Genomic DNA, 21,696 nt, shown 5'->3' on the forward strand with positions numbered 1-21,696 from the left:
TTCATCCCCTAAGCTTGACAATTATCAAACGTCTTAAATACTTAATTTTAAAGAAAATATACAAGAGAGCATAAACTAAAAAAGATATATCTCCACGTTTACGAGCCTTGTGTAACATATAACAGGCTCCTTTCTCCATTAACTTCAAGTTCGCTGATAAGCCAGAGTCACCAAAATTATGCTTTCCAGAGCCTGTTAAAACCGTAGATTCAGGGTGGTAATAAAAATTACCTCCACTGGCGCAAATTCGGACCCATAAATCTGCGTCTTCGCTATGTGTCATGTTAGTGTCGTATAGACCACAATCCATTATCACATCTTTGCGTACCAGTGCTGTAGACGTTTGCGGAAAAACTTTAATGAGTAGATCTATTAAACGTGCTTTATACAATGAAGTAATCTTTTTACCATATAAAGAAAGAACTTCTTTGTTGCGAGCGGAACCTATAAAAACGGGTTCAATGCAAGATTCAGTAAGATATTTATATTGTATTTCAAGTTTATTACTAATCCAAACATCATCAGCATCAAGGAAACCAATCCAGTCATGACGCGATTTCTTTATTCCATAATTTCTGGCCCTGGAAACGCCACCATTTTCAGTCGTATATATTGAAATATTTTTCACTCGATGAGCCAAAACATACTCATTCAACACCTGTAGTGTATTATCCACAGAACCATCATTAACAACGATAATTTCAATATTAAAATCGTCAGCAGGTTTTTTTTGTTCAACTACTGACTTGACTGCATTAACAATTGTTTTTGCGCCATTGTATACAGGTATAACTACTGATAAATTCATTTAAAAATATCCTGCCAATACTCTGTTATCTTTTCGTCATTCCATTGCTGTGCTGATTTATAAGCACCAGTACTTAAGCTATCCTGCAACTCGTCTGAATTTATCAATTCAATTAATTTATTTTTGAATAAATCACGATTACCATCTTCTATTAAAAATCCGTTTTCATCATTGATAATATCCATTGGTCCTGAAGGACAATTAAAACTAATAGCGGGCAGACCAAAAGAAATAGCCTCAAGCAACACCATTCCAAAGCCTTCACTACGTGAAGTCAAAACAAAAATTGAAGAGTTATAATATAAATCTGATACATCCCGGACAGCACAACTTAACTTAACATTATCTTCAAGTTTATTGTTGGTGATAAATTTCTCGATATCTGGTTTTAATTCACCATCACCCACTATATGGAGCAACCAACCTTTTGGTAGTTGGTGTATACACTCTCTCCAGATGTCTAGTAAAAGTAAGTGCTGTTTATCGGGTGTTAGTCTTCCCACACATAAAACAGTTCTAACATCATCAGCATGCATTCTATATTTTAGATTAGGTTTATAGTGAGGCGTATACCGCACCGGAAAACCCATTTCCTTATAAAAGGCAAAATCACTTTTAGTTGGTAAACAGTACGCATGACAATGTTTATACGTAGCTTTTCGAATGAATCTATATATTTTATTATAATTATTACGTGCCCCATGTTCACTTATAATTATTTTTCTCGAGTTAACGCCTGCAAGGAGTAGTATTAAATGGACCAAAGGGTGAGTTACATAGACATAGTCGTAGACGTTGGTCGAAAAAAATCTTTTTAGATTAAATATCGTTATCCAAAAATTAGTGCCGACTTGTATTAAACGCCTCCATCTATGATTCATATCAAGATTGAGTTTTTGATTTAAGGTGTGCCGACCAACATTTTTATCGACATGGTAAAAATAATCTTTATTGTCAAAAGTAAGTACATCACACTCATATAGCTCCGAGAGTTTATTAACGAGTGTTGAAATTACTCTTTCAATACCACCAGCAGGAGACATTGATGGTATTATAAATAAAATACTCTTCATTATATCCTTCGAAAGCTCAGATTATTAAATAACAAAATTATGCGCCAGAGTACTACAGTCTGAAAGGCAATAGATATTTCCCATACATCAAATGACAAAAAAGATAAATACATAATGAGGAAAAAAGCAACTATTCTGTAACGTCTATTGAAAACAGGAATTAGCAAGTAAATGCTGACAAGCACTAATGATATTATTATAACGTTAAATATAAAACTAGTTATATCTCCTTTCATGAGAAAGGCTAAAAAACCAGGCATCCCCATAAATATACTGTATCCAGCATCTTGCCCCACGATTGCCAGGTTGAATATATTTGATGGGGAGGTTGTATCAAAGAGTGTTATCCCAAGCAACCTTTCGAGCATTATTCCCAGACTAAAGAAGTCAGAAACTGATTGACTAAAGTAATTATTGTGCAAAATTTCAATCAAAGAGGATGTTGTCGATATCCGACCAATCGCAAGAGACAGTATTTCATTAGAATCGAAAGCCACTCCACGCATTTCATTCCTAAGCGTATATACATAGCTTATTAAGTCAAGTAATGGACCTATAAAAATGAGTGGGAGTAAAAATAAAAAGTTCAGTGTGATTTTATTTATTTTATTGTTAACAATGTAATACGCACCAATACATAAAATACTAATGAATATTCCCTGCAAGGAATGTTGCATGTAAGAAAAGAAGATCACAATCAATACACTTACTAAAAACTTTCGGTGTGATATTGCAGAGAAAGTGAGTAATGGTAGTATCGCTAAAGGGTTTAACTTACTTGCAATTTTTATCATTAAACCGGAAAACCCAGATTGCGCAACCTGCCCAATCTGGTTTGCACCAAAGAGTAAAGTAATGACACCAGTTAGCAATAACAATCTAAAAAATATAACATCGAGGCGTTTATTTTCACAATCATATATATATACATGCCCAGAAATTTTCACCATGTAATATATAAAAAGCAATGGCAGTATGTAAAAAAGGAAAATACTGGATGCTTCAGTGAAATCCAAGTTATAGGAATAACTTCTAAAATCACCTAACAGATATCCAGTATTATAAATAAAATATAGTGACACGATAATTGGTGCAATATATACATACACCATATACTTAGAAATTTTATTCATTCCGCATAATCTCTGCGATTCTTACTTTATAATTTTCAAATTTAAAATCTTCACGAACTATACTTAATACCTCTTCGAATTTATCAAGTAGTTCTCTATTTTGTGCAATTTCCAAGACTGCATCAGCCATTTCCCTTACAGAGTCACAAAGGAAACCAAACTGTCCATATCTTTCAAAATAATGAGCCAACTGTTTATTGCGCATAGCTATTACAGGCATATTAAAGGCAATACAATCAGCAAAAACACCGCTTGATACCAGGTCATATGCCGTGTCAGAAATTGTAGACTGACCAGAAAAAATAAGTGCGACATCTATTTTCTGAACATTACTATAAAATTCATTTTTACTTATCAGCGACTCTTTAAGATATCCTTTGCATAAGTGCTCAACATTTGTACATTTATCATAAATAAACCCTCCATCACTCACCCCTACGGTCATCAACCTGATACAGGTCATATCCATCGAACTTATATAATTCGCAAGCTCATAAATCTTGTCGCTACATTTATTTCCACTTTGGATGCCAAAGCTCCCAAAGTTTATATCCTTTCTGCTTTTTAGCAATTTTTGATGCGTGGATATAGGATGTTGCACATAATAAAATGTTCTGTTTTTGAAAAGCTGCGACAAACTTTCATGTATTGATGAACTAATACAAATGAATTTTACATCACCAAATCTAAAGCCCAACGAAATAAAGAAGCGTCCTAATTTCTGACCAAAACCAGATGGGATTTTTAAATAACCAAGCTCTCCGTGCATAAAAAGAAAAATTTTTGGCCTTATAATTAGGCTCAATGCACTTAATAAGGCGTACTGAAGAGGTGTTGCAGACAGAACAAAGACTGAACTTAATGTTTTAGGTAACTTTAATAAAATGACAGCCAGATGCAATGTTGAATATAGCCAGAGGTATAATTTTGTCCTCAAGATATTAATTTTATTAACTTTAACATCCGAGTTTAATTCGGATATTAGTGTTGCATCATCTGATAACCAAATAGTTGCTTTATTCTCTTCACTAATTGCTTTAATTGTTAAAGAATTAAAAACATAATGCTCTTCTTTCTTTCTGAGCAAATCAATAATTGCGACTTCAGCTCTTGACATTTCTTAGATCCTGATAAACAGTTAGCGGCCATTTCCAGTTATTATAGAGTGACTGTACAAACAATTGAGATAATATCACCCCTAACAACCCTGCCTTTAAGTAATAAGTGGCCACAAAAGAAAGAAAAATAATTGACACCCCCGTTATTATCATGCTTTTAACAAATGGAATCTGGTTTTTTGTTGTTAGATATGAAGTGCATAATGAGTAATTCATTTCTAGTAAACTGCAGATCAAATATAACACTAGCATTTCTGTTGGCAAAAAATGTGTTTGCTGCGTTATATATTTTAGAAGAAAATCACCAAGAAAAACCAAGGAAAAAGCAGAAGCCATATAAATAGCATTAGCTGTCAATAGCGATTTTTTAAATAACCGCTTAACAGATGAATATTTCTGTAATGCCTGTTCAGAAGTCATACGTGGTAAATTAAGACCAAACAACATAGAGGCGACAATCACAATAACCATCGTTACTTGTACCGTCAATCCATAAGCGGCTGCAGCTTTCAAACCAATGAAGCTTGATACTATAAGGATACTACCCCTTACACACAGAAAGTTACCTAATTGAACTATTCCCATGTCTTTAGCACTTTGCCAGACAATTGTTTTTAACTTTTTTGCTGCTTGAAGAGGGATATAATTTTTAATAATGTAATGATCATTGTTGTAGACACACTTGGTTATAATCCATCTATCGATGATTACAGCAATGACAGATCCTATTGCGAGGGATATTAATCCTTGACCACTTACTAACATGGGGATACTAACAGCCAGAAGGACAGACTTCGTTAACACTATAACTTTATTTAAAACAGTTTGATCCCCCCTTCCTTTCAAAATTGAATTATAATATCCAAAATACAATTGAACACATATACTTATACCATAAAGAGTCCAACAACTCATCACATAGAAAAAATCTAGAGTTGTGTGCAAACTATACAAATATATATTCCCAAGTATCACGATCCCTACAAACGCAAGAATGGTTATTTTAAAATAAATTTCCCTCGCCGCTATTATTAAATCATTCAGAAGCTCTTTATTTATCTCTTCATCTTTGCATTCTGGTGTTTTATTATAAGATATATCCTTGGCCCCAGAATATACATAAGATATAAACCTAGAAACTGTAGGTAACAGACCAAATTCTAAAAGCTGTACCAGTCCTGCAAGAGCAACAAAAACATACCATAACCCTATTTCTTCTTGCCCCAAATATCTAAGAATAAAGGGCAATAGTAGTAAACTGGATGCAATGCTCAAGAATTGAGAGAGGTATCCCCATAATACATCCTTTTTTCTAACTACATGTTTCATGATTTAATTTGTAATTCACTTTTGAATAATTGAATCATGTCTGACAAATCAGACAGAACAGATCGAGGTTTGTATTCAGGAATCAATTTTTTTAGTAATGAAATATCTGTAATAGGGAATACCTCTTTTGTCGCATTATTTTCATGCCAATTCACAACGCAATTTGTATTTTGAATAAGCACGCTAGCGATCTGTTCTGATGATATATTAATTCCTGAGGCAATGTTAATTATTTCCCCTTCAGCTTCTTTTTTATTACTCAGCTTTATGACACTTTCCGCTACATCAGTAACTGAGACATAATCTTTTTCATAGTTTTTGTCAACGTACATATCGATGCGTCCGTTGATTATTGCATTACGTGTTATAGAAGGCAAAAACAAGGGACTTTTTAGTGCTACCCCATAAACATTACTTGGGCGCACAATAGTAAATGGCTTACCACTTTTAAAGCATAATTCTTCCGCGACTAATTTTGTTAGATTAAAGAGACGGCGATTATCATCCTGCCTGATTATCAGATCGCTTGTTTCAGAGCTTTCATCCCCATTCATATATAATCTCGTGGAAGAAACATATATTAAGCGGTCAAAGTCAGCATTCTGGAGAAGTTCAGAGAGTAATAAGCAATTAGCAGTCAAGACATCAAATGGTTTTAGTTGGCAATCGCCATTGCCTGCGCAATAAATCAAGGTGCCAAGTTTTTTTGAAAAAATATTTGGATCGTTCCGTTCAGGAATCCACACATCTTTGTGCAAAAAATGTAGATGTCTTACTATTTCACTTCCAATGAAGCCATTCCCGCCAACTACTGTATAAATACTCATTTACTTTCCAAATTTCAATTGCTTACGAACGTCTTCCAATGAAGGAAGCTCCTTATCTTTTAAAGACAAATTTGGCTCAGAAATCGGCCAATTGATATTTATAGAATTATCATTCCAAATAATTCCTCCTTCATCCGTAGGATCATAAAAATCCGTACATTTATACTGAAAATCAGCAATGTCACTCAAAACGCAAAATCCATGGGCAAACCCAGGTGGGATATAAAACTGGAGCCTATTATCACCAGAAAGAATAATCGATTCATACTGCCCAAAAGTTGGGGAGTCTTCACGTAGATCTACCGCTACATCGAAAACTGTACCAGCGGTGACTGTTACCAATTTACCTTGCGGTTTTCTTTTTTGAAAATGTAAACCACGGAGCACATTACCTGTGGAACGGGAGCGATTGTCCTGAACAAAACTCTCTTTAATTCCAGCGTTTTTATAGCGTTGCTCGTGATATGTCTCATAAAAAAAACCACGTTCATCACCAAACACTTTTGGTTCAATTATTAAAAGACCATCTAATTTAGTTTTTATGATATTCATTTATTCAAAATACTCTTACTTGATAAGGCTTAATAAATAATTGCCGTAACCTGTTTTAGAAAGTGAACTCCCTATCGACTTAATATCTTCTTTACTCAGCCAGCCTTGATTATAAGCAATTTCTTCGAGACAAGCGATCTTGAATCCCTGTCGCTTCTCGACAGTTTGCACAAATTGCGAAGCTTCAAGAAGAGAATCATGTGTTCCAGTATCAAGCCATGCAAATCCACGTCCTAATTGCTCAACTTTTAAAGCCCCCTGGTTGAGATATTCTTGGTTAATACTCGTTATTTCTAACTCACCCCTATCAGAAGGTTTCACTTTTTTTGCTATTTCAACTACCTGATTATCATAAAAGTACAGCCCCGTAACGGCCCAATTTGATTTCGGATGCTTCGGTTTTTCTTCGATGGAAATAGCATTGAAGTTATCATCAAATTCGACTACACCGAATCTTTCTGGATCCATTACTTTATAACCGAACACCGTGGCGCCGCTCAAATTATCTACTGCATGCCGCAATTGTTTACCAAATGCCTGTCCAAAAAAGATATTATCCCCCAGGACTAAACATACTTTATCATTCGCAATAAACTCTTCTCCGAGGATGAACGCCTGCGCGAGGCCATCTGGTGAAGGTTGAACTTTATAACTAAGATTAATGCCTAAACGAGCACCATTTCCCAAGAGACGTTTGAAGCTATCACAATCCTCAGGAGTTGTGATAATAAGGATATCCCTAATACCAGCCAACATTAGCACTGAAAGCGGATAATAAATCATTGGCTTGTCATAAATCGGTAATAACTGTTTCGAGGTTCCCAATGTAATTGGATGCAAGCGTGAACCTGAACCACCGGCTAAAATAATGCCTTTCATTTATTGTTATCTCCATATTGTGTTGAAAGCCATGAAGCATATGCTCCACTTTTAACATTACTTACCCACTGCTCATTCGCTAGATACCATTCCACTGTCTTACGAATTCCGCTTTCGAACGTCTCCTCAGGCTTCCAGCCTAGTTCAACACCAATTTTATGCGCATCAATCGCATAGCGACGGTCATGACCCGGTCGGTCAGCCACATACGTAATCTGATCGCGATATGACCCCTCTTTCGGCACAATCTCATCCAACAGATCGCAAATCGTATGGACCACATCCAGGTTCTGCTTCTCGTTATGACCGCCAATGTTGTACGTTTCACCCGGTTTCCCCTGAGTGACAACGGTGTAGAGTGCACGCGCATGATCTTCTACATACAGCCAGTCACGGATTTGGTCGCCTTTGCCGTAAATCGGCAGCGCTTTACCGTCCAGCGCATTCAGAATTACCAGCGGGATCAACTTTTCCGGGAAGTGGTACGGACCGTAGTTATTCGAACAGTTGGTGACAATAGTTGGGAAACCATAGGTACGCAGCCAGGCGCGAACAAGATGGTCGCTTGAGGCTTTTGATGCTGAATACGGGCTGCTGGGCGCATAAGCCGTGGTTTCGGTGAATAGCGGCAGCTTAGTTGATGCCGGATGCTCATCAGGATGCGGCAAATCACCATACACTTCGTCGGTAGAGATATGATGGAAACGAAACGCTTTCTTCGTCTGTTCCTCCAGCGTTGTCCAATACGCACGAGCGGCTTCCAGCAGCACATACGTACCGACAATATTTGTCTCGATAAACGCTGCCGGGCCGGTAATAGAGCGATCGACGTGACTTTCAGCGGCCAGGTGCATCACCGCATCAGGCTTATGCTTTGCGAAGATGCGATCCATAGCGTCTTTATCGCAAATATCCGCTTGCTCAAAGGCATATCGGTCGCTGTCGCTGACTTCACTAAGCGACTCAAGGTTGCCGGCATAGGTCAGCTTGTCCACGTTGACGACATCGTCCTGGGTATTTTTAATAATATGTCGTACAACCGCTGAGCCGATAAAGCCGGCCCCACCCGTCACAAGAATTTTCACGTTATCTGTTCCGTCTAGTATATATGTCTGGATACTGGCGTTCTGTAACCGGAGAATTTATAAAAAGTTCCGGAAATTGAGCACGCTACCGCCCCTGGCTTAACAGCTACCAGTGTACTGAGCGATGTCTGATTAAAAGATACGACTTACCTGGATACAGGCAAAAAACTGGCGTTAATTGTCGTCCTAAACGACCTCAGAAACAAGCACAAATCGCTACAAAGCAGTCCATGAGTAGACTGGATAACTCCATGTAAATATTGAATTTATAAAGAAAAACGGCAGTCATCATTTTGGTTGGATATCAACACACCAAAATAATGACTGCCGCTTGCGCAGGTCGGAGACAGAAGTATCAGTCGTTAGCCAGCAGCTTCTCGATGCGGCTTCTGAACTTCGCCCCTTCCTTCAGATTGCGCAGCCCATAGTTCACGAACGCCTGCATATACCCCATTTTCTTACCGCAGTCATAGCTGTCGCCGGTCATCAGCATGGCATCCACGGACTGTTTTTTCGCCAGCTCGGCAATCGCGTCGGTCAGCTGGATACGGTCCCAGGCACCTGGCTCGGTTTTTTCCAGCTCGGCCCAGATATCGGCGTTGAGAACATAGCGACCCACTGCCATCAGGTCGGAGTCCAGCGTCTGCGGCTGGTCCGGCTTCTCGATGAACTCAACAATGCGACTCACCTGCCCTTCCGTTTCCAGCGGTTCTTTGGTCTGGATGACGGAGTACTCGGAGAGATCGCCTTTCATGCGTTTCGCCAGCACCTGGCTACGTCCGGTTTCATTGAAACGTGCCACCATTGCCGCCAGGTTGTAACGCAGCGGATCGGCAGAAGCGGTATCGATGATGATATCCGGCAGCACGACAATGAATGGGTTATCACCCACAACCGGACGGGCACACAGAATAGAGTGACCCAGCCCCAGCGGCTGCGCCTGACGGACGTTCATGATGGTCACGCCCGGCGGACAAATAGACTGCACTTCCGCCAGCAGCTGGCGCTTAACGCGCTGCTCAAGCAACGCTTCGAGTTCGTAAGAGGTGTCGAAGTGGTTTTCTACCGCATTCTTGGACGAGTGCGTAACCAGGACGATTTCTTTGATCCCTGCAGCAACAATCTCGTCGACAATGTACTGAATCATTGGCTTGTCGACAATCGGCAGCATCTCTTTTGGAATGGCTTTTGTGGCTGGCAGCATATGCATGCCCAGGCCTGCTACCGGAATGACTGCTTTCAAATTAATCATTATTTCTTCCACCTTAAAATGGTTGACGAATTATAGCTCTTAAACCTGTTTTCGCCAGCATGATTTGCCGTAATCCTTAGGCAATCTTACGCCTCAGCATCACAAATTTCTGTAGTTGTAATCTGATTAGATCGCGCTTTTATGCCAGGAATAGTCTCAAAACTGATGTTTGTCGATTATCTGTGCGGAAGCGCAAAGTTCAGCCTTTCCACATTCACTACCTGCTGGTCGACCCGGTCAATATCCACCGAACTCTGCCCCTTCTCATTTACAGCTTTTATGTTCGCCAGCGACAGCAACGTCTCGTCTTTCGCCATAAACTTGCCCCGCACATCCTTGCGCAGGTCGAAGTTGATCTTCAGGGCAGGACCCACGGCGGCTTCCTGCATCACATTGATATTGCGTAAGAAAAGATGCTGCGGTTTGTTGTGCAGTTCCAGCGTTGCACGCTGCATTTCCACATTGGTTATCGCCACAAACGAGGTAGCGTTACCGGATGAAATCTGTATTCCGCGCAATTTATATGCAAGCTGGCGGTTATCGAGGTGAATATTATTGAGCTTGAAGTTCTGCGGGATGGACAAATAATCGCCTTTTATTACCCCATAGCCGATCAACATTCCTGCACTGTTAACCATGTCGACATTATCAATAATGAAATTATCACAGCCATAAATGGCCACAGTGGCGTTGTCTATTCCCGCTTTTTTACTGAAGTCGGGAGTAATATTTTTGGCTTTGATATTACGAATAACAAAATGCTTACCGTTTTCAACGTGCACCAGCTGGCGACAGTTGCTGCCGGTGATGTTGGCTACCACGAAGTTCTTAACGGTTTGCTTTTCCGGGTAATCGTTGTCGTAGGTGCTGCCGGCGAGGCCAATGCCGATGCCCCAGTTGATCTTGCCGTTGGTGCAGTTGATGTTGTCGATAACATGGTCGGAAATCAGAATATTGCGATCGTTGATGGCGACGTTCCACTCGATTGCATCGCCCTGCAGATGGCTAAATTTGCTGTTGGTGATGCGGGCGCCATCCACCTGGTTATGGAAACCCTGGCGCAGAATGGCGTAGTTGGCCTGGCTCACGCTAATGTTATCAATCAGCAGATTGCGCATCACGCTGGGTTTCTTGCCGCCGATATAGATCTGCGTCACCGGGCCAAAACCGCTCATGGCCAGCCCTTTGATAACGCAGTCAGAGCCGCGAACGTCGAGCGTAATGTTCTCCGTGCGACCAGCACCTTCGCCTATCACTTTGCTGCCTTCCTGCAGAACAAAGCGGCCGCGCCCATTGCCGGTTAACGCCCCGCGGATCAGCAAGGTTTTACCGTCGGGAATGAAAATACCCGTATTGATGTTTTCGCAGGTGAGCCCGGCCGGGACCACGACGGTGTCACCATCATTAAACGCCTGCTTAAAAGCGGCGATCCAGTCGTTGTTATTGTACTGATTAACAGAGACCGTTCTGCCGCTTGCCGCCCGCGCAATTCGGGACGACAGCAGCGGCGTGGCCGCCAGAACGGACAGAGAAGAGACAAAGGTGCGTCGGGTAATCTTTTTCAGCATACATCCTCGGCGTTACAACGTTTGCAGCAGGCTCGCTAGCTGGCGGTTAATCACCTGCTGGTTAAAATCGGTTTCCACTTTTTGTCGGGCGTTATGGAGCACGGGCTCCAGCGCCTGCTGGTCAATATCGCTGAAAGCCGCTAATCGGTCCGCAAGGGCCATCGCGTTATTCTCCGGCACCAGCCAGCCGGAATGGTCAGACTTAATCAGCTCCGGGATCCCGCTATGCAGAGTCGATACCACCGGAATACCTACGGCCATCGCCTCCATCAGCGCCACCGGAATGCCTTCCATGTCGCCATCGGCCCCCGTTACGGAAGGCAGCAGAAATACATCTGCCTCATCAAGCATGGCCTTGACCTCGTGGCTCGGCTTGAAGCCGGGCATCTCTACGACATCTTCCAGCTGATACTGTTCGATCAGCGTGCGCAGCCGACGCTCCCACGGCCCAATCCCGAGAATGCGGTAGTGGAAATCCACCCCGCGCGCTTTCAGCTGGCGGCAGGCTTCAATGGCCACATGCAGGCCTTTCTTCTCGGTCAGACGGGCAACGGAGATGATCTGCAGCGGTTTGCCCGGCACCTTCACGGGACGGCGGGTAAAGCGCGTTAAATCCACGCCCATACGCGACACGGCAATTTTCTCTCCCGGGCAGCCCATGTTTTTCAGGCGTCCGGCCCACAGTTCGCTGATGGGCAGCATCATGTCGCCACGCCGGAAAAGCTGCTGGTATTCCGGCGTGTAGTGGTTCAGCACTTCGCGGCTGGAGATGTCGATGCCGTGGAAGATGGTAGCAATTTTACCGTCAATCACGCCCAGTTCGCGCAGCTTCGCGGCGGTGACGCCTGCCGGGCCAAAGTGGGCGATAAACACCTCGGCACGATACGGCTGCGCCGTTTGCCCGCAGATGGCCGACAGGATCAGATTGCGGGATTCCGAACCATAGCGGGAAATATTCAGCGCCCGCCACGTCGACGCGCGGTGGATCCCGCGCAACGTCTGGCTGGCACGGTGGCGTAGCTTGCTCAGCTTCCCGGACGGCTCATCCTGCAGCCAGCGGGTTTTCGCCTCCAGCCCATACTGGGTATACGCCGCATGGGTATTTTTGGTATCGCCCTTTTGCAGGGCGATAATCTCCACGTCATATCCCATATCGATAAACGCGGTGATTTGATTCAGGACAAACGTTTCAGACGACAGCGGAAATTTCAGTAAGAAGAAACCAACCTTCATTTCCCCTCCCGCACGCGGTCAAGTACCGATTTCACCATTCCAATGCCTTTTTCGCGCTCTGCTTTCACCGCAACGGCCAGACGCTCGTTGATCGCAGGCAGCTGGCCTAGCGTGTCGCTCACCATCGCACCGAGCGACCCATCAAGCAGATGACGGATATCCACGGCCATTTCCGGCATACCGAGCTGCTGCATGATGCCTGCTGATTTGTGTTCGTAGTTGATGGCAATGGCCGGCGTGCCAAAGTTCATGGAGATAATGACGGAGTGCAGGCGCGTGCCGACGGTCAGGTCGCAGGCGGAGAGCAGCTTGCCCATCTCCAGGTCGTTCAACTCGTCCATCACCACATGATAGCGGGACGGATCGTTCACCAGGTTGCGCAGGTTCAGCGCCACCATACGATCGTCTTTGTTGTAGCTGTCGATACCGGTGCAGGTAGAAAGCGCCAGCACCTGATAACCGCTGTCCAGCACGCGGTTCACCACGTCGGCGAAGGCTTTCTCATACGCCGCCTGTGTCGTGCCTAAACGTTTATCGAAGGGCGCCAGCTCGCGCAGGGTAATCGCGACGGTTTTCTGTTTCGCCGCCACGTCGAGCCAGTGCTGCACCGCGTAGCTCGGCTGAAAACTGTCGTCCTGGTGATCCACCAGCCAGGCGGTGTCCACGCCGTGCTCAACTTTTGAGGTGTCTATTTCGCTGCGCTTCATCATGTCGAGGCTGACCGACTCGCGCAGGATCAGCGCGTCGCAGTGGCCGAAGACATAGTTTGCCAGCTGGTTAAACTGCGGATCCTGGAATGGCCCCACGCTGTGGCCAATCATAAACAGCGGCTTTTTCGCCATAAAGGTGCAAAGCGCATGCTCAAACTGCGGCACGCCGTAGAGATCGACGAAGAACGAACCGCCAACCTGGATAATAGCGTCATAGCCGGACAGCAGACGAACAAAGTCGGTGAAGCCCTGGGCGATCGCGATGTTGCGCAGCTTGCCGGTATCGGTCACGCGGGAAAGCAGCACCTGGTGCTGGTAGCGACGACGCAGCACTTTCTTCACGCGGCCCATCACGCCCGCGGCGTTGTTGTGCTGTTTCATCTGGCTGTAGAGCGGGTCGCCCATCACGGGGCGGTTCAGTAACCAGGATGAGCTAACCGGATAACGGCTCATCACGTCCACTTCGGTCTCAGGCTTAAGGGTGTTAATTGCATCCAGTAAACCGCGCAGAATGGCGCTGTCGCCACGGTTGCCGCAGGTATGGTTGCCAAGAATTAATAATTTCATAATGGCCTCTTAAATAACTAGCCTGCGCGAAGCAGCGTTTTCATTTTTTCGTTACGGCAAAACTGGCGCTTCATCTCCACCACCAGCGCATTGCGTGACAGCACAATCATCACGCCAAATGCCAGCGCGCCCGCGGCAACCTGCACCGCCAGCAGCGCGGCCAGCGGCAGGTGGCCGCTGAGGATGATGCCCAGGCCGTAGCTCACCGCCAGGGTCGGCAACGAGAGATAGAACGGCAGCCACAGGCTCAGGATGTACTGACGGTAGCTGGAGCCCAGCACCGGCTTGATCATGATGAAGTAGCTCAGAACGGTATTGACGATCTGCACCAGCAGGAAGCCCAGCGTGACGCCGATGGCGCCCGCCATATGCCCGCCGACGATGATCGCCGGAATAAACAGGAAGGTTTTGAACACGTTGAACTTAAAGCTGATGTCCACGCGCGCTTTTGCCATCAGCAGGGAACCAATCGGATTCCCCACGGAGCGCAGGAGCCCCACCACGCACAGCAGCTGCAGGATCGGGATGATGCCGTTCCACTTCTCGCCAAACACCAGCGGCACGAAGTTGCTGGACACCACCATCAGCCCCAGCAGAACCGGGAAGTTGATAATCCCCACCACGGAAAGCAGCTTGTAGAAGTTGACGCGCAGCTTCTCGGTGTCGTCCTGAATCTTGGCAAACGCCGGGAACAGGACGCGGGTGATTATCGGGTTCAGCTTCATCGGCGGCACCACCGCGACGTTGTAGGCCAGGTTGTAGCCCCCCGCCACGCTCGCGCCAAGAATACGCGCCAGCACCAGCGTCGACAGGTTGGTATTCACATAGTTGATGATGCTGTCCGCCGTCAGCCACGCGCCAAAGCGCAGGTTGGACGAGACGGACGCAAGAGAGAAATGAAGCCCGGGACGGTAAATTTTGCGGCCAAAGTAGCCGAACAGCAGCGTACGCACGGCAGAGTTAACCAGGTATCCCAGAATTGCGGTCATCGCCAGCGGCCAGAAATGGGCGCTCACGACGGTAAAGGTAAAGCCCGCCAGCACGGCGCTGGTCTCGATCATGCCGATCTTGTTGAACTCCAGCTCTTTCTGCATCAGCGCGCGGAACTGCTGCCCGTGGGGGATCACCACGAACGCAAACGACAGCGTGCGCATCAGCGGGGCGAGATCCGGGTTGTGCAGCACGCTGGCGATGGTGTCGCTCAGCAGGAACACCAGCACAAACACGAAAATCCCCAGCCCCACGTTCAGCCAGTAGAGCGTGGTCAGCTCCAGATGGCTGATCTCTTTGCGCTGGATAATCGAGTTGGCGATACCAAAATCAGACAGCGTATCGGCCAGCGCGATAATCACCAGCGAGACGGTCAAAAGGCCGAACTGGTGATTATCAATAATGCGCGCCAGCACGGTCATCTGCACCAGACCGAGGCCAATGATGACGATGGTCGCCATCGCTGACCATTTGGCCCCGCTGATGGTTTTTTCACGTAAGCTCATCTTAGTACGCCGCTTTGTTCACGAAACCTTTGAAGATGGTCAGAAAAACAATCTTGATATCGAACCAGATACTCCATTCACGGATGTACTCCAGATCGAATTCGATGCGTTTTTCCATTTTTTCCAGCGTGTCGGTTTCGCCGCGCCAGCCGTTGATCTGCGCCCAACCGGTAATGCCAGGCTTCACCTTATGGCGCAGCATGTAGCCTTCAATCAGCGAGCGGTACTGCTCGTTATGCGCCACCGCGTGCGGACGCGGGCCAACAATCGACATGCCGCCGGTAAAGACGTTGATAAACTGCGGCAGTTCATCCAGCGAGGTACGGCGCAGGAAGTTCCCCACGCGGGTGACGCGCGGATCGTTCTGCGTCGCCTGGGTCACCACCTTGTCGTTTTCCATCACCTTCATGGAGCGGAATTTCCACACCATAATCGGCTTACCGTCCATACCGTAGCGGGTCTGGCGGAAAATAACCGGGCCGGGAGAGCTCAGCTTCACCGCCAGGGCAATGCAGCACAGCACCGGGGAGATGAGCAGTAAAATCAGCGAGGAGAGCACGATATCTTCCACGCGCTTGAGCACGCGGTTAATGCCCGACAGCGGAGTGTCGTACAGCGGTACCACCGGCACGCCGTTCACTTCTTCAATGCGTGAATGAAGGATGTTGAAGGTAAAGACGTCCGGGATGAGGATCACCGAACAGGTAGTGTCCGCCAGCTCGCGCATCAGCTGCTTAATGCGGGATTCGTCTCTCATCTGCATGGCGATGTAGACGTTGTGAATTTTACCGGCTTTCGCGTCTTCAATAAGCTGTTCGTAATTGCCCGCCCAGTCCGACGGCACGCCGCCCGGCTTCGCGTCGTGGTAAATCCCAACCACTTCAAACCCTAACCACGGCTCTTTGCGGAAGCTGTCGAGCAGAACCTTACCAACCGGCAGATCGCCTGCTACGGCAACGAAGCGACGGTTATAGCCGCGGTTACGCAGCCAGCCCGCACCGAAGCGGATCAGGGAGCGGCACACCACCATGCCGACGCTGGATATTAAATACCAGCAGAGATAGGTGACGAGGCGATTATCAAAATCATGGCTGAACGCCACCAGGCCTGCGCTGAAGATCAGGCTGAGGGTCCAGTTCTGCAGCAGCAGCATCAGTTCGGTGGTCATTTTCACGCCGCGCCACGAGCGGTAGAAATCGGTCATTCCGCCGATCATCTGAAACACGACCAGCGCAATCAGGGCCATCAGCAGATGCATGTATAAGAACGGCAGCCCGCCGATCCGACACACCGCCCACAATCCACCGACCATGATGGTGATATCAGAAAAACGCTGCACCATAGAGATTAACGATGCATTCGTTCTCGCTCGTTCGCGTTTTTTTAGATTCGTCATCGTTGTTCCTGTATTCGGTTCCCCCTCCCACCGGGAGGGGCAAGTATTACTGATTCAACAGCGCCAGAATGTCCTTCGTTCGGGCTTCCATCAGCGCGGTGTCAGCACGAGACTCCACGTTCAGGCGCACCACCGGCTCAGTATTGGACGAGCGCAGGTTAAAGCGCCACTGCGGGAACGCCATGCTGATGCCGTCGGTACGGTCAATTTCCAGCGCGTGAATCGCAAAGTGCTGCTCCACGCGCGCAATCGCCCTGGCCGGCTCCGCCAGCTTGCTGTTGATCTCCCCGCTCGCCGGGAACGCCGCCATACGGTCGCGCACCAGCTCGCCCAGCGTCTGTCCCTTCAGGCACAGCAGCTCGGTCACCAGCAGCCACGGGATCATCCCGCTGTCGCAGTAGGCAAAATCACGGAAGTAGTGGTGGGCGCTCATCTCGCCGCCGTAGATGGCGTCTTCTTCGCGCATGCGCTCTTTGATGAAGGCGTGGCCGGTTTTGGACATCACCGGCGTGCCGCCCGCCGCTGACACCACGTCGACGGTGTTCCAGGAAAGGCGCGGGTCATGAATGATTTTCGCGCCCGGGTTTTTCTCAAGGAACGCTTCCGCCAGCAGGCCGACAATGTAGTAGCCCTCGATGAACTGCCCTTTCTCGTCGAACAGGAAGCAGCGGTCGAAGTCACCGTCAAAGGCGATGCCCATGTCCGCGCCGTGCTCAATCACCGCGTTGCGGGTGTCGTCGCGGCACTCCGGCAGCAGCGGGTTAGGAATACCGTTCGGGAAGTTGCCGTCCGGGGTGTTGTGCACCTTGACGAAGGTGACCGGCACGTTCAGGGCCTTAAAGCGCGCTTCCAGGGCATCGACAACCGGGCCGGCCGCGCCGTTGCCGGAGTTAATCACCAGCTTCAGCGGCTTCAGGTTTGCCACGTTGATATAGCCCAGCAGGTGGTCGATGTACTCTTTCTGCAGGTTGATTTTTTTGTAGCTGCCGCGCTTCGCCTCGTTCACCGGCGGGAAATCGTTGGCTTCCGCCAGGCGCTGTACGTCGCGCAGGCCGGTGTCGCCGCTAATCGGGCGGGCGCCCTTGCGCACCAGCTTCATCCCGTTGTAGTCCATCGGGTTGTGGCTGGCCGTCACTTCGATACCGCCGTCCACGCCCAGGTGGAACGTGGCAAAGTAAATCTCTTCGGTTCCGGAAAGGCCGATGTCCAGCACGTCCACGCCCGCATCCTGCAGCCCTTTCGCCAGGGCCAGCTTCAGGGATTCGCTGGTCAGACGCACGTCACCGCCCAGCACGATGGTCTGCGGTTTTAAGTATTCGCCGTACGCGCGGCCAATGCGCCACGCGATGTCTTCATTCAGCTCTTCGCCCAGCCTGCCGCGAATATCGTAGGCTTTAAAACAGGTTAATTTTTCCATGATGACCCCTTTTTCAGGCAACAGTCGGCCCTGACCACTAAATGGCCAAATTGATTTTTTTTGTCATTCGCAGGCCCGGTAAGCGTAACGCTACCGGGCATAATGCAGAGTGCTACACCCGCCCGTAGCGGTCCTGGAAGCGCACGATATCGTCCTCTTCCAGATACGAGCCGGAGCGCACCTCAATTAAGTCGAGAGGAATTTTCCCCGGGTTCTCCAGACAGTGCGTCGCCCCCAGCGGAATATAGATGGACTCGTTTTCGCCCAGAAGTTTGACTTCACCGTCGATAGTGACTTTAGCGGTACCCGCAACCACCACCCAGTGCTCGGCGCGGTGATGGTGCATCTGCACCGACAGCCCCTCGCCCGGCTTCACGGTGATGCGCTTCACCTGATAGCGGTCGCCTGCGTCGATGGAGTCATATTTACCCCACGGACGGTAGACTTCGCGGTGAATGTGGTGCTCGTGGCGTCCATCCGCCTTGATCTTCTCCACCACTTTTTTAACGTCCTGCACGGCGTTACGGTCAGCAATCAGCACCGCGTCTTTGGTCTGGACCACCACCAGATCCTTCACCCCAACCGTGGTGACCAGGCCGGACTCGGCGTAGACGTAGCTGTTTTCCGTTTTGTGGCTAATGACATCGCCGTGGTGGACGTTACCCTCCGGGGTATGGGCGCTGATCTCCCACAGGGAGGACCAGGAGCCCACGTCGCTCCAGCCTGCATCCATCGGTACCACAACGGCGTCCGCCGTGCGTTCCATCACCGCGTAGTCAATCGACTCTTCCGGGCAGGCGAGGAACGCCTCTTCATCCACGCGGATGAAGTCGAGATCCGGGTCCACCACCGCCATCGCTTTCTCGCAGGCGTGCAGAATATCCGGGCGATATTTGCTCAGCTCTTCCAGATAGCGTCCGGCGCGGAACAGGAACATCCCGCTGTTCCAGTAATACTCACCGCTGGCGACATACGCCTGCGCGGTTTCCAGATTCGGTTTTTCAACGAACTGCGCCACGTCAAACGCCACGCTGTCGCCTTCACCCGGCGTCACGTTGCCGCGACGGATGTATCCATAGCCGGTTTCCGGCAGATCCGGCACGATGCCGAAGGTCACCAGCTTGCCGTTTTCAGCGTAAGGAATGGCCGCACGCACCGCGTCGCGGAAGGCCTCTTCCTGCTGGATGACATGGTCTGCCGCCAGCACCAGCATCAGCGGGTCACAGTTCGGGCTGCTGCGTTTTGCCGCCAGCGCCGCCAGGGCGATCGCTGGCGCAGTGTTGCGTCCGGCAGGCTCCAGAATGATGTTTTCTGTAAGTTTGTTCAGCTGACGCAGCTGCTCGGCAACGATAAAACGGTGCTGTTCGTTACAGATCACCACCGGGCTTTCACACTCCACGCCGTGGAGACGGTTCACCGTCGTCTGCAGCATGGTGAGATCCCCTTTCAGGCAGAGGAACTGTTTTGGATAGAGCACGCGGGACAGCGGCCACAACCGGCTACCAGAGCCACCAGCCATCACAACCGGATACAAAGTGGTTTGACTCATGATTTATCCCCGTATATCTGCAATAAATTGGCTCAGCACGTTCTCTTTCTCGAGCGTGCGTTCGGCATATTCACGTGCCACCGTGTTCACTTTTGGCATGGCAAGTGCCAGCTCAATTCCGGTGACCAGCGCCGGAACCGATTCCGGCTCCACGCACACGGCAATCCCCGGATAGCTGTCACACAGCTGGCCTAATTCTGTTTCGGCTTCTGCCGTAATCACCGCGTTACCGCCCACTGCCAGAATGTTGGTCAGCTTGGAAGGCAGCACCGCGTCCGCGGCGCCGCGTTTTTGGACCACCAGATGGCAGTCGCCCATCTTCAGCAGCGCAGGCAATGCCTCGTAAGACTGAAGCGGGAAAAATTTCACGTTGGTCAGGCCGCGTTCCCCGGCCATTTTTTCCAGCCGCGCCTTTCCACCGCCCTGCCCGACAATCACAAACGTCCAAGGATGTTCACTCAGCAGCTGGGCCGCTTCAATCACGCTCTCCAGCCCCTGCTTTTCGCCGATGTTGCCTGAGTAAAGAATGATTTTTTGATCTTCAGGCAAACCGAGCTGCGCGCGCAGCGCCTGAGCGTCTTGCTCAGTCACGTCGCGAAAACGCGCCACTTCGGACCAGTTCGGGAAGAAGATCACCTTCTCCGCCGGGACGCCTTTCTCCTGCGCCTTGTTCATCATCGAGCGCGAGATAGTTGAGACGTAATCCACGTTGTGTAAGCCACTGCGCTCAAAGGCGCTGGCGAGCTTCGCCACCTTTCCACCTTTGCTTTTGCCTGCCATCCCCAGGCCCAGCATGGCGTCCACTTCATAATCCTGAATGTGCAGCAGGGTGCGCGCGCCGGAGAGTTTGCCCAGCAGGCGCATGCCCGGCGTGCAAAACAGCGTCGGCACCACGCCGATAATGCGATCCGGCTTCCAGCGACGCTGCGCCATCAGCGGGAAGAAGCTGCTCAGAGCAAAGCTGCCGAGATGAATCAACCGCTTCAGCGTCGAGGGCTGCTTAGGCACATACAGCGGGCAGCGCCAGACGGTCGCTGCACCCTCTTCGCGACGGTAGCGCCAGCTTGAGTAGCGCTCCCCCACTTTCCATTCCGGGTAGTACGGCGGCGCGGTAATGACCCGCACGTCATGTCCCTGGCTCGCCATCCACTCGACCATCTCGCCGGTGTATTTCCCGATGCCGGTTAATTCCGGCGAGTAGTTGATTCCGTATACGAGGATCTTCATAAGCCCGGCACCCCGGACTGACGTTCAGCGAGGAAATAGGCACGACTGTTGTCATGCACATTGTCGCTCGCCAGCAGCGCCTCTGGCGTCTGCCAGCGGTAGTCGTCGTGCTGAGAATCAGGCAGACGCAGGTCTGCCTCACTCACCTTCAGGCGGAACCCCAGCACGATGTAGTGCGTGGTGAACCCGGTGCCTGAAAAGTTATCGTCATAGAAGTGCTGCCAGACCCCGTAAAACTGGCCCGCTGCCATCGGCAGCTGCAGACCCAGTTCCGCCAGAGTAAGACGCTCAAACGCATCGGCAAGCGTCTCATCCTTCTGCACGCGCCCGCCGGGCACGAACCAGAAGCCCTGTGCAGGACGGTTGGTTCGTTTCCCCAGCAAGAACTCGCCGCGTTCGTTCTCCACAATCAGATCAATTGAGATGAGCGGAGTGGAACGCACTACCGTGGCAAAATCTTCCTGACTTAAAAACATC

19 protein-coding genes are annotated in these 21,696 nt (G+C 48.6%); all 19 read right to left on the reverse strand.

The genetic code is table 11. The annotated features are described in order from the left end of the window. Position 1 precedes the first annotated feature (1 nt). Positions 2-808, reverse strand: coding sequence for a glycosyltransferase family 2 protein (locus tag FOY93_RS14540; RefSeq protein ID WP_136196085.1), 807 nt, complete (start codon positions 806-808; stop codon positions 2-4). Next, a complete protein-coding gene (locus FOY93_RS14545) occupies positions 805-1,881 on the reverse strand; it encodes a glycosyltransferase family 4 protein (RefSeq protein ID WP_143345296.1) in 1,077 nt (358 codons plus the stop codon). Before FOY93_RS14545 ends, FOY93_RS14540 begins: the two co-directional genes overlap by 4 nt. Further along, positions 1,881-3,014, reverse strand: a complete 1,134-nt coding sequence (gene wzy, locus FOY93_RS14550; RefSeq protein ID WP_143345297.1) for an oligosaccharide repeat unit polymerase — start codon at positions 3,012-3,014, stop codon at positions 1,881-1,883. The genes FOY93_RS14545 and wzy overlap by 1 nt, the downstream gene beginning before the upstream one ends. Beyond that, on the reverse strand, positions 3,007-4,131 hold the full coding sequence (locus tag FOY93_RS14555) for a glycosyltransferase (protein ID WP_143345298.1): 1,125 nt from the start codon (positions 4,129-4,131) through the stop codon (positions 3,007-3,009). The genes wzy and FOY93_RS14555 overlap by 8 nt, the downstream gene beginning before the upstream one ends. Next, positions 4,118-5,461, reverse strand: coding sequence for an O-unit flippase-like protein (gene wzx / locus FOY93_RS14560; RefSeq protein ID WP_143345299.1), 1,344 nt, complete (start codon positions 5,459-5,461; stop codon positions 4,118-4,120). The genes FOY93_RS14555 and wzx overlap by 14 nt, the downstream gene beginning before the upstream one ends. Then, on the reverse strand, positions 5,458-6,288 hold the full coding sequence (locus tag FOY93_RS14565; protein ID WP_136196081.1) for an NAD-dependent epimerase/dehydratase family protein: 831 nt from the start codon (positions 6,286-6,288) through the stop codon (positions 5,458-5,460). Before FOY93_RS14565 ends, wzx begins: the two co-directional genes overlap by 4 nt. Continuing rightward, positions 6,289-6,840, reverse strand: coding sequence for a dTDP-4-dehydrorhamnose 3,5-epimerase (rfbC, locus tag FOY93_RS14570; RefSeq protein WP_087822992.1), 552 nt, complete (start codon positions 6,838-6,840; stop codon positions 6,289-6,291). A gap of 15 nt (positions 6,841-6,855) precedes the next feature. After that, a complete protein-coding gene (gene rfbA / locus FOY93_RS14575) occupies positions 6,856-7,719 on the reverse strand; it encodes a glucose-1-phosphate thymidylyltransferase RfbA (RefSeq protein ID WP_115875788.1) in 864 nt (287 codons plus the stop codon). Beyond that, positions 7,716-8,804, reverse strand: a complete 1,089-nt coding sequence (gene rfbB, locus FOY93_RS14580; protein ID WP_143345300.1) for a dTDP-glucose 4,6-dehydratase — start codon at positions 8,802-8,804, stop codon at positions 7,716-7,718. The genes rfbA and rfbB overlap by 4 nt, the downstream gene beginning before the upstream one ends. Positions 8,805-9,159: 355 nt before the next feature. After that, the gene (gene galF, locus FOY93_RS14585; protein WP_017383282.1) at positions 9,160-10,056 is read right to left on the reverse strand and encodes a GalU regulator GalF; all 897 of its coding nucleotides are present in this window, start codon (positions 10,054-10,056) and stop codon (positions 9,160-9,162) included. Positions 10,057-10,232: 176 nt separating this feature from the next. Next, positions 10,233-11,624, reverse strand: coding sequence for a colanic acid biosynthesis protein WcaM (gene wcaM / locus FOY93_RS14590; RefSeq protein ID WP_047741609.1), 1,392 nt, complete (start codon positions 11,622-11,624; stop codon positions 10,233-10,235). A gap of 12 nt (positions 11,625-11,636) precedes the next feature. Further along, complete coding sequence (gene wcaL / locus FOY93_RS14595) at positions 11,637-12,857, reverse strand: colanic acid biosynthesis glycosyltransferase WcaL (RefSeq protein WP_143345301.1); 1,221 nt, start codon at positions 12,855-12,857, stop codon at positions 11,637-11,639. Further along, a complete protein-coding gene (wcaK, locus tag FOY93_RS14600; RefSeq protein ID WP_143345302.1) occupies positions 12,854-14,134 on the reverse strand; it encodes a colanic acid biosynthesis pyruvyl transferase WcaK in 1,281 nt (426 codons plus the stop codon). Before wcaK ends, wcaL begins: the two co-directional genes overlap by 4 nt. Before the next feature lie 17 nt (positions 14,135-14,151). Then, the gene (gene wzxC / locus FOY93_RS14605; protein WP_044596701.1) at positions 14,152-15,630 is read right to left on the reverse strand and encodes a colanic acid undecaprenyl disphosphate flippase WzxC; all 1,479 of its coding nucleotides are present in this window, start codon (positions 15,628-15,630) and stop codon (positions 14,152-14,154) included. Position 15,631: 1 nt separating this feature from the next. Then, entirely contained in the window at positions 15,632-17,026 is a 1,395-nt protein-coding gene (wcaJ, locus tag FOY93_RS14610) for an undecaprenyl-phosphate glucose phosphotransferase (protein ID WP_115875793.1), read from the reverse strand. Between the two features lie 46 nt (positions 17,027-17,072). Continuing rightward, on the reverse strand, positions 17,073-18,443 hold the full coding sequence (gene cpsG / locus FOY93_RS14615; protein WP_143345303.1) for a colanic acid biosynthesis phosphomannomutase CpsG: 1,371 nt from the start codon (positions 18,441-18,443) through the stop codon (positions 17,073-17,075). A 112-nt stretch (positions 18,444-18,555) separates the two neighbouring features. Further along, positions 18,556-19,992 carry a mannose-1-phosphate guanyltransferase gene (gene cpsB, locus FOY93_RS14620; protein WP_111965778.1) on the reverse strand — a complete coding sequence of 479 codons (1,437 nt, stop codon included), beginning with the start codon at positions 19,990-19,992 and terminating at the stop codon, positions 18,556-18,558. 3 nt (positions 19,993-19,995) lie between these two features. Further along, positions 19,996-21,219 (reverse strand): colanic acid biosynthesis fucosyltransferase WcaI, encoded by a 1,224-nt coding sequence (wcaI, locus tag FOY93_RS14625; protein WP_136195398.1) that lies wholly within the window; start codon positions 21,217-21,219, stop codon positions 19,996-19,998. Then, positions 21,216-21,695, reverse strand: a complete 480-nt coding sequence (locus FOY93_RS14630; protein WP_115875796.1) for a GDP-mannose mannosyl hydrolase — start codon at positions 21,693-21,695, stop codon at positions 21,216-21,218. Before FOY93_RS14630 ends, wcaI begins: the two co-directional genes overlap by 4 nt. Between the last annotated feature and the right edge of the window lies 1 nt (position 21,696).

Source organism: Enterobacter sp. 18A13 (genome assembly GCF_007035975.1).
Lineage (GTDB): Bacteria > Pseudomonadota > Gammaproteobacteria > Enterobacterales > Enterobacteriaceae > Enterobacter > Enterobacter vonholyi.